This window comes from Actinomadura sp. GTD37, assembly GCF_041951365.1.
Lineage (GTDB): Bacteria > Actinomycetota > Actinomycetes > Streptosporangiales > Streptosporangiaceae > Spirillospora.
In genome coordinates, this window is the sequence record NZ_JBGNUS010000002.1 from 638,662 (window position 1) to 651,902 (window position 13,241).

Here is a 13,241-nt window from a genome sequence, read left to right on the forward strand (position 1 = left end):
CGCCGGACGCGCGGCGCGGCGCGCACCGTCGCGTACCGGCCGCCGCCGCGGATCAGGGGGCGACGGCGCCGGCGCTCCGCAGCGCCTCGATGCGTTCGGGGGCCAGGTCCAGGACGTCCCGCAGCACCTCGGTCGTGTGCTCGCCCAGAGTGGGCGCCGGGGCCGGGGGCGGAGACGCGTCGCCGAGGCGCAGCGGGGAGCCCGGGGCGAGGTGGGGGCCGATGCCCGGCTGGTCGAGTTCGCCCATGAGGGGCTCGCGGTGCAGGTCCGCGGCCACCTCCGCGAAGTCGCGGTAGCGGGACCACAGGACCGACGTGCCCGTCAACGCGTCCTCGACCTGCTCGCACGTCCGGGACGCGAACCAGGGCGCGAGGACGCCGCCGAGCGCCTCCCGGCAGGCGAAGCGGTCGCCGGCGCGGCGGAAGTCGGCGCCGAGGGCGCGTTCGAGCGCGGCGCCCACCTCGCCGAGGCCGGTCGCCTCCACGAGGTCGCGCCAGTGGCGGGCGGTGAGGACCGCGACCATGACGCGTCCGTCGGCGGTGGCGAAGTCGCGCCCGAAGTCGCCGAACAGGTGGTTGCCCAGGCGCCGCCTGGGCTCGCCCAGTTGCGCCTCCGCGAGGTATCCCAGGTTCCCGGCGGTGGCCAGGGCGACGTCTTGCAGCGCCACGCGGAGGCTCTGCCCCTCGCCCGTGCGCAGCCGGTGCCGCTCGGCCGCCAGGAGGCCGACGGCCATGTAGAGCCCGCATGCCACGTCCCAGGCGGGCAGGGAGTGGTTGACCGGGACGTCCCCCCCGGACGGGCCCGTGACCGACGGGAAGCCCATGGCGGCGTTCACCGTGTAGTCGACGGCGTTGCCCCCGTCCCGCGTGCCCTGGAGCTGCACGTGGATCAGGTCGGGCCTGGCCGCCTTCAGCTCGTCGTAGGTGAGGCCCTGGCGCGGCGGCGCGTTGGTCAGGACGACGCCGCTCTCCGCGACGAGGCCGGCGACGACCTCGCGGCCCTCCCGCGAGCGCAGGTCGACGGCGACCGACCGCTTGCCCTTGTTCAGCCCGGCCCAGTACAGGCTCCGGCCGGACGGGGCGAGCGGCCACCGGTCGATGTCGGGGCCGCCGCCCACCTGGTCGACCCGGACGACGTCCGCGCCGAGCTGCGCGAGCGTCATCCCGCCCAGCGGCGTCGCGACGAAGCTGGACAGCTCCACCACGCGCATCCCGTCCAGCGGAAGGGTTCCCGTCATGCAGCGATGTCTATCAGGGACCGCGCCCGGCGGCTCGGGGCGGGGGCGGGCGCAGGCCGGGCGGGACGGGGCGGGACGGGACGGGACGTGGATCGCGCCGGCGGGGCCGGCTCGGGGGGGGATGCGGCCGCCGCCGGCGCGATCGTCGGGAGGTTCGCCGTCCCCGCGGGAGGGCGGGGACGGCCTCCGGGAACGGCTAACTGGCCTCCGGGACGGGCAGGGTGGGCTGCCCGTCGATGCCGAGGGTGTCCTCGACGAGGGTGACGAAGACCTCCGCGTCGTGCACGAGCTCCTCCGCCTCGCGCGGGGTGACGGCGCGCGGGAGGCCCGCCTCGGCGGCGGCGCGCTTGTCGGCGCCCGCGGCGAAGAACGCGGCCCACTCGCGCAGCGCGGGCTCGGCCTCCGGCAGCAGCACCCACACGCTGCGCGGACGGCCGCGGCGGTGGGTCTCCAGGGGTTCCTTGGACGCCAGCACCGCGGCGGCCGCGCGCAGCGCGGCCAGGTGGGCGCAGACGTAGCGGACGGCGGGCGAGGTGGCCTCGGCCGCCTCGGCGAGGCCCATGCGGGCGGCGTGCAGCTGGCCGACGGCCGTGTGCGCCGGACGCGGCGCGGGCAGCGGGCGGGGACGTGGGCGTGGGCTCGGCGGCGGGACGGACTGGGCGGCGGAGTGGACTCCGCGTGCGGTCATCGTTCCGGACATGTGTGCCTCCTTCCGGGCTCGGGCCGGCCGGGCGGAGAGCTTCCCCTCACTCCGCCCGGCCGTCCGTCCCGCCGAAACACCGCGATCGGCGGGGACGTCGCCCTGGCGCGGGCCGCGAGTCCCGCACCAGCGTCGAACATAAGTTCGACGCATTCCCCAGTAAACAGCTCTGACGGCGATTCGTCAACGTGTTCGAATGCGTGTCGTGCCCCGCAGGTCAGCGGGCATGGCGGCAGTACAGCGGCGGTACGGCGGCAGTACGGCCGGCGGGGCGCGGCGAGGGCGCGGGCGGGTGCCAGCGGGGCCTAGCGGGGCCGCCTGACGTGCACGGGGACGTCCGTCCCGAGGAGGTCCGGGAGGTACTCGGCGATGTGCATCGGCATCCGGACGCAGCCGTGGGAGGCCGGGTACGCGGGCACGTCCAGGGCGCCGTGGAAGGCGATGCCGCCGTTGAAGTAGACGGGGTTGTAGAGCCGCCCCAGGGGCGAGGTCTCCCAGCCGTCGAAGCGCCGCCCCGTCCGGAAGTCGCCCGTGCCGGTCGAGGCGTAGCGGCAGCGCGGGACGGTCGCGCCGCGGTCCTTGGCGCAGTAGTACTCCCCCGAGCCCGACGAGATGTGCGAGATGAGGCGCGGCTCGCCGTCCTTGTAGAGGACGAGGTACTGGCGCTTCAGGTCGACGTCGACGCGGTCCTTCTCGCGCTTCTTGGCCATCGGACGCGGCTTCTCGGGGGCGTCCAGGGCCTTCCAGAACGACGTGCCGAGGGTGCTCTTCTGCCTGAGGCCGTTCACCGCCTGGAAGGCCCACACGGCCATCTGCGTGGACGGCCCGTACTTCCCGTCCGGCTTGCCCGGGTCGTAGTCCAGTTCCTTGAGACGGCGCTGGAGGGCCTCGACGTCGGCCCCCTTCGCGCCCGGCTTCAGCTTGCGGTGCGTGGGCGCCGGCGTGGGCGTGGAGGGCGGCGTCGCCGTCGCGCTCGGCGAGCCCTCCTGCGCCCGGGGTTCCGCCTGCTCCGTCCCATCGCAGCCCGCCAGGACGACGGCCGCGATCAGCAGGACCGCGGCCTTCCGCACGTCGATCCGTATCCCGCGCATGAAGGCAGCTTAAAGTGCTCTCCATGCATCCGAATGCCGAAATCGTCGCGAAGGCCCTGCTCGACCAGGGCGCGACCGGGGTCATCGTGGAGCTCCCCGACTCAGCACGGACGGCGCAGGCCGCGGCCGACCAGCTGGGCTGCGCGGTGGGCGCCATCGCCAACAGCCTGCTGTTCGACGCCGACGGGGCGCCGCTGCTGGCGCTGACCAGCGGCGCGCACCGCGTGGACACCGCGAAGGTGGCGGCGCTGGTGGGCGCGGCGAAGGTGAGGCGGGCGACGCCGGAGTTCGTCCGGGAGGCGACCGGGCAGCCGATCGGGGGCGTGGCGCCGCTCGGCCACCCGGCTCCGATCCGTACGCTCGTGGACGTCTGGCTGGACGGGTACGACGAGGTCTGGGCGGCCGGCGGGCACCCGCACACCGTCTTCCCCACGTCGTACGGGGAACTGCTGAGGATCACCGGGGGAACCCCCGCGGAGGTGGAGTGATGGAGATCTGGCACAACCCGCGCTGCTCGAAGAGCCGCGCGGCGAAGGCGGCGCTGGACGAGGCGGGCGTGGAGTACACCGAGCGCCGCTACCTGGACGAGCCGCCCACGGCGGACGAGCTGGACGCCGTCCTCACCCGGATCGGCGCCGAGCCCTGGGACGTGGCGCGGCTGAACGAGCCGGTCGCCAAGGAGCTCGGGCTCAAGGACATGGAGCGCGACCGCGCCCGGTGGATCGAGGTCATGGCCGCGAACCCGGTGCTGATCCAGCGCCCGATCGTCCTGACCGGCGAGGGCGCGGTGGTGGCGCGGGACGCCGAATCGGTGCGCGAGGCCCTCGACAGCCGGTGACACGGATGTGATTCTGGGGAGTCAGGGCACGACGATCGGTGACCTCCGGAGGTGCGATGACCGCGCAGATGCGCACGGGCCCGGCGGCGCGCGACCCCGAGTTCCGGGGCATCGACCCGCCCGCGCTCAACCAGGTCGTCAGGCAGTTGCAGGACGCGCAGAACGCGATCCAGGGCTGGCTGAACGCGCATCGTCCCCCTCCGGGGGTGTCCGCGGCCGGGTACCGGCAGGCCGACCAGGTGGCGCGGTGGGCCGCCGACCAGCTCGGGATGCTGTCGCGCCGCTACAACTACGCGGTCACCCATCCCTCCCCCGGCGGCGGGGTCGACGCCCCGCCGCCGCCCGCCCCGTCCCCGGCCCCGGCGCCGGGCAGGCCGGGCCGGGCTCCGGACGGGACGCCCCGGCCCGTCGGGCCGCCGCCGCGCAGGACGCCGCCCGGGCCGACTCCGCGCGGCGCGGGCGACATCGGCGACTTCCCCACCCGGCAGGCCGCCGTCAGGGCCGCGAAGACCGACGCCCTGACCGTGGTGGCGGCCGTGCAGGACGGCAGGCACGTCCCCGACCCGGTCTGGAAGCACCTCAAGGCCAACGCAGACGACCCCGACTACACCGAGGAGCTGTACGAGCGGCTCGGTCCGGCCTCGGCGGCCGATCTGCTCAAGGCCGCGGGCGGGGACGAGGCGAGGGTGGACGAGGCGAGGGTGAAGGCCGTCCGGGAGTCGCTGGGCATGTCCAGCCACCACATGACGATGGACGCGAAGTGGCTGCGCGCCTTCCTGGCCGAGGCCGATCGCGCGGGGGTCCGCCCCCTCGCCGTCCAGGTGCTCACGGGGGCCGGCATGAGCGAGCGGACGCGCGCCGCCGTCGCCGAACTCGGCCTGCGCGAACCCGGAGCAGCCGCCCCGCGGACAACGACTGTCGCCTGAGAGGTCGCCATGGCCGCCCCACCGCCTCCCGGGAGCCTGCCCCTGCCGCTCACCGGCGCCGCCGCCGCGAAGCTGTCGCCGGCGGAGCGGCCCAATCCGGAGTACCAGCGGCTCTACCAGGCGTACGCGGACGCCTACGGCAGCATCGACCGGCTCCGGCAGGCCCTCGACGCGCCGGTGAAGACCCTGCGGGGGACGGACGCGTGGCTCGGTCCGGAGGCGCGCGTGTGGGGCGGGCAGCTCGACGCCAACCGCGGGGCGCTGCGGAAGGCCGCCGACCGCGTCCTCTGGGACATCTACGATCGGCTTTCGGCGACGCAGCGGACCGTCCCCCGGGTCTAGTCTCTGTCGGGTGAGGGACCCGAAGCTGCGCGAGATCGACGAACGCGCCTTCCTGCGCAGGCTCAACCCGATGCTGGACGTGTACGCGGCCGCGATGGAACCGCCGGGCGAGCAGCTTCCCGGCCGGCACGCCATCATGGAGCGGCACGCCACGTATCCGGGGTTCCGCGCGTTCGTGGTCGAGCGGCGCGGCGCGCTGCCCGTCCTGACGACCCCGGTGCAGGGGTTCGCGTACGGGTTCCACGGGACGCGCGGCCAGTGGTGGCACGACGTCGTCCACCAGGCGCTGTCCGACCTGGAGGGCCCCGAGCACGCCGAGGCGTGGCTGGACGACGCGTTCGAGGTCGCCGAGCTGCACGTCCATCCGCAGGCGCAGGGCAGGGGCCTCGGCCGCACCCTGCTCAACGCGCTGTGCGAGGGCAGGCCGGAGCGGACGGTCGTCCTGTCGACGCTGTACCGGCGGCCGGACACCCCGGCCCGCAACCTCTACCGCTCGGTCGGCATGGTCGACCTGCTGAGCGACTTCGAGTTCCCGGGCGGCGGGCCGCGCTACGCGGTCATGGGCGGGATGCTGCCGCTGGCGCCGTACTCCTCGGCGCCGAGGAGCGAGTAGACCTCGCGCGTCGCCGTGGACTTGTTGAACGTGATGAAGTGGATGCCGGGCGCGTCCTGTTCGAGCAGTTCGCGGCACAGTTCGGCGGCGTGCTCGACGCCGAGCCTGCGCACCGCCTCGGGGTCGTCGGCGACGGCGTCGAACCGGGCCCTGACCTCGGGCGGGAACGGCGCGCCCGACAGCTGCTCGGACCGCTCGATCGTGCTCAGCTGCGTGACCGGCATGATGCCCGGCAGGATCGGGACGTCGCAGCCGACGGCGGCGACGCGGTCGCGGAGCCGGAAGTAGTCCTCGGCGCGGAAGAACATCTGGGTGATCGCGTAGTCGGCCCCGGCCCGGCACTTCTCCACGAAGTAGCGGACGTCGCTGCCGACGTCGGGCGAGCGCGGGTGCTTGTAGGGGAACGCGGCGACGCCGACGCAGAAGTCGCCGTAGGAGCGGATCATCCGGACGAGCTCGGCGGCGTACGCGACGCCGTCGGGGTGCTTGACCCACTCCCCCATCGGGTCGCCCGGCGGGTCGCCGCGCAGGGCGAGGACGTTGCGGACGCCGGCCGCGGCGAACCGGCCGATCAGGTTGCGCAGCTCGGCCTGGGAGTGGTTCACGGCGGTGAAGTGCGCGACCGGGGTGAGCGTGGTGTCGGTCGCGATGCGCTCGACGATGTCGACGGTCGTGTCGCGGGTGCCGCCGCCCGCGCCGTAGGTCACCGACACGAACGTGGGGTGCAGGGACTCCAGCTCGCGGATCGCGCGCCACAGGTTCCGCGCGCCCTTCTCGGTCTTGGGCGGGAAGAACTCGAACGAGAAGGACCTGCCGCCCGAGGCCAGCAGCTCTCGGACGGTCGGGGGCCGGTCGGGGCGTGCGCGTCGCATCCCCCAAGCCTACAGAAGCCCCTCGAAGGGCTCTGGAGCCGTCGTCGCGGGTGATGCTCGCCACACCGGACGGCTGTTTTATCGATATTCCCAACAATCCACCGACTTCTCATGTTCTGTCGGCGAGGTTGAATCCCCCCAGGTGGATACGATCTCGGCATGTCGACCAGCCGTATTCGCAAGGAGGTCGACGAGGCCCTCCTCGGCTTCGTCGACCGGCAGCGCCCGGCGCTGCTGGCCATCAGCGACGACCTCGGCCCGCTGCTGTCCGCCCTCGACGCCCTGCTCGGCGGCGGAAAGCGGCTGCGGCCCGCGTTCTGCTACTGGGGTTGGCGCGCCGCGGGCGGCGAGAACGTCGCCGGCATCGTGGCCGCCGCCGCGTCCCTGGAGCTGCTGCAGGCGAGCGCGCTGATCCACGACGACGTGATGGACTCCAGCGACACCCGCCGCGGCCAGCCGTCCGCGCACCGCCGGTTCGAGGCGCTGCACCGGGCGCAGGCGTGGCCGGGCGACGCGGCGGCGTTCGGCGGCGGCGCCGCCATCCTGCTCGGCGACCTGTGCCTGGCCTGGTCGAGCGAGATGTTCGAGACGTGCGGGCTGGACGCCGAGCGCCGCCTGCGCGGCCGGGCCGTCTACGACCTGATGCGCACCGAGGTCATGTGCGGGCAGTACCTCGACATGCTGGAGGGCACCCGCGGCCTGGCGACCGTCGCGACGGCGCTGCGCGTGGTCGAGTACAAGAGCGCCAAGTACACGATCGAGCGCCCGCTGCACCTCGGCGCCGCGCTGGCCGGCGCCCGCCCGGACGTGACCGGCGCGCTCACCGGCTACGGGCTGCCGCTCGGCATCGCCTTCCAGCTCCGCGACGACGTCCTCGGCGTGTTCGGCGACCCCGCCGCGACAGGGAAGCCCGCCGGCGACGACCTCCGCGAGGGCAAGCGGACCGTGCTGATCGCGCTGACCCTGGAGCGCGCGTCCGCCGCGCAGGCCGCCGCGGTGCAGCGCCGCCTCGGCGACCCCGCCCTCGACCGCCCCGGCGTGGACGAGCTGCGCACGATCATCGAGGAGACCGGCGGCCTCGCCGCCTGCGAGGCCATGATCGACCGCTACCAGCGCGAGGCGGAGAAGATCCTCGGCTCCGCCCCGATCGCCGCCGAGGCCCGGGACGCCCTCGCCGAGCTGGCGGTGGCGGCCACCACCCGCAGCACATAAGTAACCAATGACACGATCTGGCCAAATTTTCCCAGCAGGCTAGAACTTTCCCACTGATCAGTGGCAGAAATGTCGCCATGTGCGCCGACACCCCGGGGAACCGCGTACCGCGATTCGACCCGCTGCCCGAAGACCAATGGGACGACGTCCTGAAGGCCGTGGCCGCCACGACAGGGCCGCTCAACGTCTTCACCACGCTCGGCCGCCACCCGGAGCTGTTCCGCGCGTGGATCGGGTTCGGCTCGATGCTCCTGATGAAGGGGACGCTGAGCGGCCGGGACCGGGAGCTCGCGATCCTGCGGACGGCGCACCACCGCTCCTGCGACTACGAGTGGGAGCACCACCGCGGGCTCGCGCTGGACGCGGGGCTCACCGAGGCGGAGATCGCGGCGATCGGGCGCGATCTCGGCGGCCACGACTGGGGCGACGACGACCACATGGTCCTCACCGCCGCGGACGAGCTCCACGCGTCCGGCACCCTGTCCGACGCGACGTGGACGGAGCTGGCCACCCGGTTCGGGGAGCACGAGCTGATCGAGCTGGTCATGCTGATCGGCCACTACCACATGGTCGCCTTCACCCTCAACGCCCTGCGCGTCCAGAACGAGGAGGGGCACTGATGCGGACGCGACGGTGGCTCCCGGCGGCGGGCGCGCTCGCCGCCGTGCTGGCGATGACGACGCTCTCCGGCCCCGGCTCGGCGCGCGCCGAGGCGGGACGCTGCGGCGACCCGGCGCAGCGTCCGTGGTGCGACACGGCGCTGACCCCCGACCAGCGGACGGCGCTGCTGCTGCCGAAGCTGACCGCCGACGAGAAGATCGCGCTGCTGGCGTCCGACGACCCGTTCGGCGGCCCGCTCGGCGGGTTCTTCGAGGACGCGCACGCCGACACCAACCGCGGGATCGACCGGCTCGGCATCCCGCCCGTCTACATGTCGGACGGCCCGGCCGGCGTCCGGCAGGGCAAGGCGACCGCGCTGCCCGCGCCGATCGCGCTGGCGGCGGGCTTCGACCCGGACACCGCGGGGCTGTACGGCGGGACGGTCGCGTGGGAGGCCAGGCACCGCGGCAACGACCTGATCTTCGGCCCGACCGTGGACGTGCTGCGCACCCCCCGCAACGGCCGGACGTTCGAGGGCTTCGGCGAGGACCCCTACCTGTCGGCGACCCTCGGGGTGCCGTGGATCAAGGGCGCGCAGGCCCAGGGCGTGATGACGTCGGTCAAGCACATGGCCGTCTACGCGCAGGAGACCGACCGGCTGTCGCTGGGCATGAAGGTGGACCCGCGCACGCTGCGGGAGATCTACCTGCCGCCGTTCGAGGCCGCGGTCAAGGAGGGCGGCGCGGCGACCGTGATGTGCGGGTTCGGGCGGCTGAACGGCAGGTGGGCGTGCCAGGACGACGCCCTCCTCACCAAGGTCCTGCGGGCGGAGTGGGGCTTCAAGGGGTTCGTGCCGTCCGACCACACCGCCGCGCAGGACACCGCGGCGGCCGCCAACGGCGGGCTCGACATGGAGCTGCCGCTCGGCATGAAGTACAACGCGTTCCTGCTGAAGGCGGCCGTCGCGCAGAACAAGGTCGCGCAGGCGACCATCGACGGGCACGTCCGCAACATCCTCCGGACGATGTTCGCCTTCGGCGTCTTCGACCGGCAGGCGTACCCGAACGACCTGTCGCGCGTCGACCGGACGGCGAGCCAGACCGCCGCGCGCCGGATCGAGGAGTCCGGGATCACGCTGCTGAAGAACGACGGCGTCCTGCCGCTGGCCGGACCGAAGTCGATCGCGCTGATCGGGCGGGCGGCGCGGGACGCGCCGAGCGGGTTCGGGTCGGCGAAGGTCGTGCCGTTCACGACGGTCAGCGCGCAGGACGGCATCGCGCGCCGCGCCGGGGCCGGGACCCAGATCACCTACACCGACGGCGACGATCGCGGCGGCGCGGCCGACGCCGCGCGGAAAGCCGACGTCGCGATCGTGTTCGCCACCGACAGCCAGGGCGAGTTCTTCGACAAGTCGTGCCTGACGCTCCAGTGCGGCGAACCGCTGCGCGGCGACCAGGACGGGCTCATCTCCGAGGTCGCCAAGGCCAACCCCAACACGATCGTCGTGCTCAACACGGGCGGCCCCGTGCTGACGCCTTGGGCCGGCCAGGTGAAGGGCATCGTCGAAGCCTGGTATCCGGGGCAGGAGGCAGGGAACGCCCTCGCGCGCATCCTGTACGGGGACGTGGACCCGGGCGGACGCCTCCCGGTGACGTTCCCCGTGAGCGAGAACGACGCGCCCGCGTCCGGGAACCCCGCGCAGTACCCCGGTGTCGACAAGACCGCCACGTTCTCCGAGGGCGTCATGGTCGGCTACCGGCACTACGACGCGAAGGGCATCGAGCCGCAGTTCCCGTTCGGGCACGGCCTGTCCTACACGACGTTCTCCTACAGCGGGCTCAAGGCGACCACCAAGGCGGTCCAGGTGACCGTCACCAACACCGGCGCCCGCGCCGGCGTGGCCGTCCCGCAGCTCTACATCGGCATGCCCGCGGCAGGTGTGGACGTCCCGCAGCCGCCCAAGCAGCTCAAGGGCTACACCAAGGTCGCCCTCGCCCCGGGCCAGAGCACCACGGTGACGTTCCCGCTGTCCTCGCGGTCGTTCGCCTACTGGAACGAAGAGGCGAAGGCGTGGAAGGTCGCGGACGGCTGCTACCGGGTCATGGTCGGCTCCTCATCCCGGCAGATCACTCAGAAGGGGACGCTGGGGACATGCGGGTGAAAACAAAGATCTCGGTTCCCCTGCCGTGTCCAGCCGTGACGCGGTACAAATGAGGAAATCTTCGTCCGTCCCCGCCGAGTCGGAGTTCTCCTGTGCCGCACGACACCTCCCACGGGAGGACGAACCCCCGTCCCGCGCGTACCGCCGCCGCCCGCTCCGGGCGTCCCGGGCACTCCGGGCACCCTGCCCGCACCGGTAAGCCCCGGTCCGGGCAGGGCCGCCCGAACGGCGCGCCCCGCCCGGCGCACGGCCGCGACCGGCGGCGCGAGACGCCGCTCGGCCCCGACGACCCGCGCGGCCTCGGCGGCTACACGCTGCTCGGCCGGCTCGGCGAGGGCGGCCAGGGCGTCGTCTACCTCGGCCGGGACGGCGACGGCGATCTCGTCACCGTCAAGCTGCTGCGCGGCGGCGCGACGGCCGGTCAGCGGGCGCGCAGCCGCTTCGTCAAGGAGGCGGACGCGGCGCTGCGGGTGTCCGGGCGGCACACGGCGCGCGTCCTGGACGCCGACATGACCGGCGACCGGCCCTACATCGTCAGCGAGTTCGTCGAGGGGCCCTCGCTCCAGCACGTCGTCGCCGACCGCGGCCCGCTGCCCGCCCCCCAGCTGCGCAAGGTCGCGCTGCGGACGGCGGCGGCGCTGGCCGCGATCCACCGCGCCGGGATCGTGCACCGCGACTTCAAGCCCGGCAACGTGCTGCTCGGCCCGGACGGCGCCAAGGTCATCGACTTCGGCATCGCCCGCACCGCCGACGCCCTCGGCCCGGACACGCCGCTGACCACCGGCCCGGTCGGCACGCCCGCCTACATGGCGCCCGAGCAGATCGAGGACGAGCCGGTCGGGCCGCCCGCCGACGTCTTCGCCTGGGGCGCCGCGATGGTGTTCGCCGCGACCGGGCGCCCGCCGTTCGGCACCGGGCCGAGCGCCGCCGTCATGCGGCGCGTCACCGCCCGGCCGCCGGAACTCGGCGACATGCAGGGCCCGCTGCGCGACCTCGCGGCCCGCTGCCTGGACAAGAACCCCGCCGCGCGGCCGACCGCGCCGCAGCTCGTCCGGGCGCTGCGGGACGGCCAGGGCCCCGCGCCGAAGCCGCGCCCGACCCGGATCCCGCGCTACCGGTGGCGGATGATGGTCGCGCTCGGCGCCGTCGTGGCCGCCGGGTTCGCGCTCGGCATGATGTTCTGACGGCCCGTCCTACCAGTGGGGCGGGCGGTCCTCCAGCAGGCGGGCGTCGTTGTCGTCGCCGCGGCGCCACTCGCCCCATCCGACGTCGGTGTCGTCGGACGTCTGGTCGGGCAGGATCTCCAGGTCGTCGTCGAGGTCGACCGTCCGGTCGTCGTCGGGTCCGAGGCTCATGACCCCCATTGTGGGCGATCGTTCCCGCGGCCCGCACCGTGCCCCGGGTCAAACCCCGACAAGTTCAGGTCGCCAGCCGGCGCGCGAACTCCGCCGCCGCGGCGCCGGGATCGTCCGCCTCGGTGATGGCGCGCACCACGACGATGCGGCTCGCGCCCGCCGCCAGCACCTCGCCGAGGTTCCCGAGGCCGATGCCGCCGATCGCGAACCACGGCCGCGCCACCCGCCGGTCCGCCACGTACTCCAGCAGCTCCGGGCCGGGCGCGGGACGGCCCGGCTTGGTCGGCGTGGGCCACACCGGGCCCGCGCAGAGGTAGTCGGCGCCGGGCTCCGCGGCCGCCGCCGCGGCCTGCTCGCCGGAGTGCGTGGACCGGCCGATCAGCATGTCGCCGCCGACGATCGCGCGGGCGGCGGGCACCGGCAGGTCGTCCTGGCCGAGGTGCAGCACGTCCGCGCCCGCAGCGTGCGCCACGTCGGCCCGGTCGTTGACCGCGAGCAGCGCGCCGTGCCGCGCGCAGGCCGCCCGGAAGACCTCCAGGTACGCCAGCTCCTGCCGGGCCTCCAGGCCCTTCTGGCGGAGCTGGACGATGTCGACGCCGCCCGCGAGGACGGCGTCCAGGAACCGGGGCAGGTCTCCCTGCCGTTCCCGCGCGTCGGTGCAGAGGTAGAGGCGGGCCCGGCCGAGCCGGGCGCGGAGCGCGACGGCGCGTTCGGAGGGGAGATGCCTGGACACGGCCGGTCGTCGTCCTTTCACAGCGGATCGCGGGGCCACGCGCGGCGCGATGCGCCGCCGCGTGACCCCGCGATCGTGTCACGTGCGTTGTCTTCCGTGGTCGCCGGGCCCTCCGCCGGCGGTCGGGCGGCTAGAAGGCGAGCGCCTGGGCGCGGCGGCGGACCTCGGTCCCCCGGTTCTCGGTGAGCGCGTCCACCGGTGTCCCCGGCAGCGTGTCGTCGGCGGTGAACAGCCAGCGGATCGTCTCCACGTCGTCGAACCCGGCGTCCGACAGGAGGGTCAGCGTGCCGGGCAGCCCCTTGATGACCTGGCCGTCCTTGATGAAGGCCGCGGGCACCATCGGCTCGCCGCCGCGGCGGACCGCGAGGACGCGGTGCTCGTGGATGAGCTGCTTGATCCGGTTGGGCTTGATCCCGAGCCGCTCGGCGGTCTCGCGGAGGGTGAGCCATTCGCCGGCGAGGGCGTCGGTCCGGGGGTCGAGTGCGCTGTCAACGGTTGCGTGCATCTGCGTCACGCCACCTTGCTACCACGCCTTCGGAGGCCTCAAACCCGCTGGACAGC

16 protein-coding genes are annotated in these 13,241 nt (G+C 74.2%); 9 read left to right on the forward strand and 7 right to left on the reverse strand.

Translation table 11 applies throughout. From position 1 onward, the window contains the following. Window positions 1-52 precede the first annotated feature (52 nt). The 3 genes from ACA511_RS17065 to ACA511_RS17075 all read right to left on the reverse strand — a co-directional run bounded on the left by ACA511_RS17065 (window position 53) and on the right by ACA511_RS17075 (window position 3,028). The gene (locus ACA511_RS17065; RefSeq protein WP_375025310.1) at window positions 53-1,237 is read right to left on the reverse strand and encodes a CoA transferase; all 1,185 of its coding nucleotides are present in this window, start codon (window positions 1,235-1,237) and stop codon (window positions 53-55) included. A 196-nt stretch (window positions 1,238-1,433) separates the two neighbouring features. Then, window positions 1,434-1,937, reverse strand: coding sequence for an SAV_6107 family HEPN domain-containing protein (locus tag ACA511_RS17070; protein ID WP_375025311.1), 504 nt, complete (start codon window positions 1,935-1,937; stop codon window positions 1,434-1,436). A gap of 305 nt (window positions 1,938-2,242) precedes the next feature. Then, window positions 2,243-3,028, reverse strand: a complete 786-nt coding sequence (locus tag ACA511_RS17075; RefSeq protein WP_375025312.1) for a peptidoglycan-binding protein — start codon at window positions 3,026-3,028, stop codon at window positions 2,243-2,245. Window positions 3,029-3,051: 23 nt separating this feature from the next. On the opposite strand from ACA511_RS17075, the gene ACA511_RS17080 reads away from it, so the two are divergent. The 5 genes from ACA511_RS17080 to ACA511_RS17100 are packed head-to-tail and all read left to right on the forward strand — an operon-like array spanning window position 3,052 to window position 5,747. Beyond that, window positions 3,052-3,516: a YbaK/EbsC family protein gene (locus ACA511_RS17080; protein WP_375025313.1), complete on the forward strand. Its 465-nt coding sequence runs from the start codon at window positions 3,052-3,054 to the stop codon at window positions 3,514-3,516. Beyond that, window positions 3,516-3,866 (forward strand): arsenate reductase family protein, encoded by a 351-nt coding sequence (locus tag ACA511_RS17085; protein WP_375025314.1) that lies wholly within the window; start codon window positions 3,516-3,518, stop codon window positions 3,864-3,866. The genes ACA511_RS17080 and ACA511_RS17085 overlap by 1 nt, the downstream gene beginning before the upstream one ends. A 56-nt stretch (window positions 3,867-3,922) precedes the next feature. Continuing rightward, window positions 3,923-4,792 carry a hypothetical protein gene (locus tag ACA511_RS17090; RefSeq protein WP_375025315.1) on the forward strand — a complete coding sequence of 290 codons (870 nt, stop codon included), beginning with the start codon at window positions 3,923-3,925 and terminating at the stop codon, window positions 4,790-4,792. A gap of 9 nt (window positions 4,793-4,801) precedes the next feature. Then, window positions 4,802-5,134, forward strand: a complete 333-nt coding sequence (locus ACA511_RS17095; protein WP_375025316.1) for a hypothetical protein — start codon at window positions 4,802-4,804, stop codon at window positions 5,132-5,134. 10 nt (window positions 5,135-5,144) lie between these two features. Beyond that, window positions 5,145-5,747, forward strand: coding sequence for a GNAT family N-acetyltransferase (locus ACA511_RS17100; protein ID WP_375025317.1), 603 nt, complete (start codon window positions 5,145-5,147; stop codon window positions 5,745-5,747). Here ACA511_RS17100 and metF read toward each other — a convergent pair. Then, window positions 5,684-6,619: a methylenetetrahydrofolate reductase [NAD(P)H] gene (metF, locus tag ACA511_RS17105; protein WP_375025318.1), complete on the reverse strand. Its 936-nt coding sequence runs from the start codon at window positions 6,617-6,619 to the stop codon at window positions 5,684-5,686. The genes ACA511_RS17100 and metF overlap by 64 nt on opposite strands. Before the next feature lie 159 nt (window positions 6,620-6,778). Here metF and ACA511_RS17110 point away from each other — a divergent pair, with 159 nt between their 5' ends. The 4 genes from ACA511_RS17110 to ACA511_RS17125 all read left to right on the forward strand — a co-directional run bounded on the left by ACA511_RS17110 (window position 6,779) and on the right by ACA511_RS17125 (window position 11,776). After that, window positions 6,779-7,831, forward strand: coding sequence for a polyprenyl synthetase family protein (locus ACA511_RS17110; protein WP_375025319.1), 1,053 nt, complete (start codon window positions 6,779-6,781; stop codon window positions 7,829-7,831). A gap of 77 nt (window positions 7,832-7,908) precedes the next feature. Then, window positions 7,909-8,451 (forward strand): carboxymuconolactone decarboxylase family protein, encoded by a 543-nt coding sequence (locus tag ACA511_RS17115; protein WP_375025320.1) that lies wholly within the window; start codon window positions 7,909-7,911, stop codon window positions 8,449-8,451. Further along, on the forward strand, window positions 8,451-10,592 hold the full coding sequence (locus tag ACA511_RS17120; protein ID WP_375025321.1) for a glycoside hydrolase family 3 C-terminal domain-containing protein: 2,142 nt from the start codon (window positions 8,451-8,453) through the stop codon (window positions 10,590-10,592). Before ACA511_RS17115 ends, ACA511_RS17120 begins: the two co-directional genes overlap by 1 nt. A gap of 92 nt (window positions 10,593-10,684) precedes the next feature. Continuing rightward, entirely contained in the window at window positions 10,685-11,776 is a 1,092-nt protein-coding gene (locus ACA511_RS17125; RefSeq protein ID WP_375025322.1) for a serine/threonine-protein kinase, read from the forward strand. A gap of 9 nt (window positions 11,777-11,785) precedes the next feature. On the opposite strand, the gene ACA511_RS17130 is transcribed toward ACA511_RS17125, so the two are convergent. The 3 genes from ACA511_RS17130 to ACA511_RS17140 form a co-directional block, all read right to left on the reverse strand. Continuing rightward, window positions 11,786-11,947 (reverse strand): hypothetical protein, encoded by a 162-nt coding sequence (locus ACA511_RS17130; protein WP_375025323.1) that lies wholly within the window; start codon window positions 11,945-11,947, stop codon window positions 11,786-11,788. Between the two features lie 64 nt (window positions 11,948-12,011). Further along, window positions 12,012-12,680, reverse strand: coding sequence for a thiamine phosphate synthase (gene thiE / locus ACA511_RS17135; protein ID WP_375025324.1), 669 nt, complete (start codon window positions 12,678-12,680; stop codon window positions 12,012-12,014). A gap of 130 nt (window positions 12,681-12,810) precedes the next feature. Then, the gene (locus ACA511_RS17140; protein ID WP_375025325.1) at window positions 12,811-13,185 is read right to left on the reverse strand and encodes an Rv2175c family DNA-binding protein; all 375 of its coding nucleotides are present in this window, start codon (window positions 13,183-13,185) and stop codon (window positions 12,811-12,813) included. Window positions 13,186-13,241 lie beyond the last annotated feature (56 nt).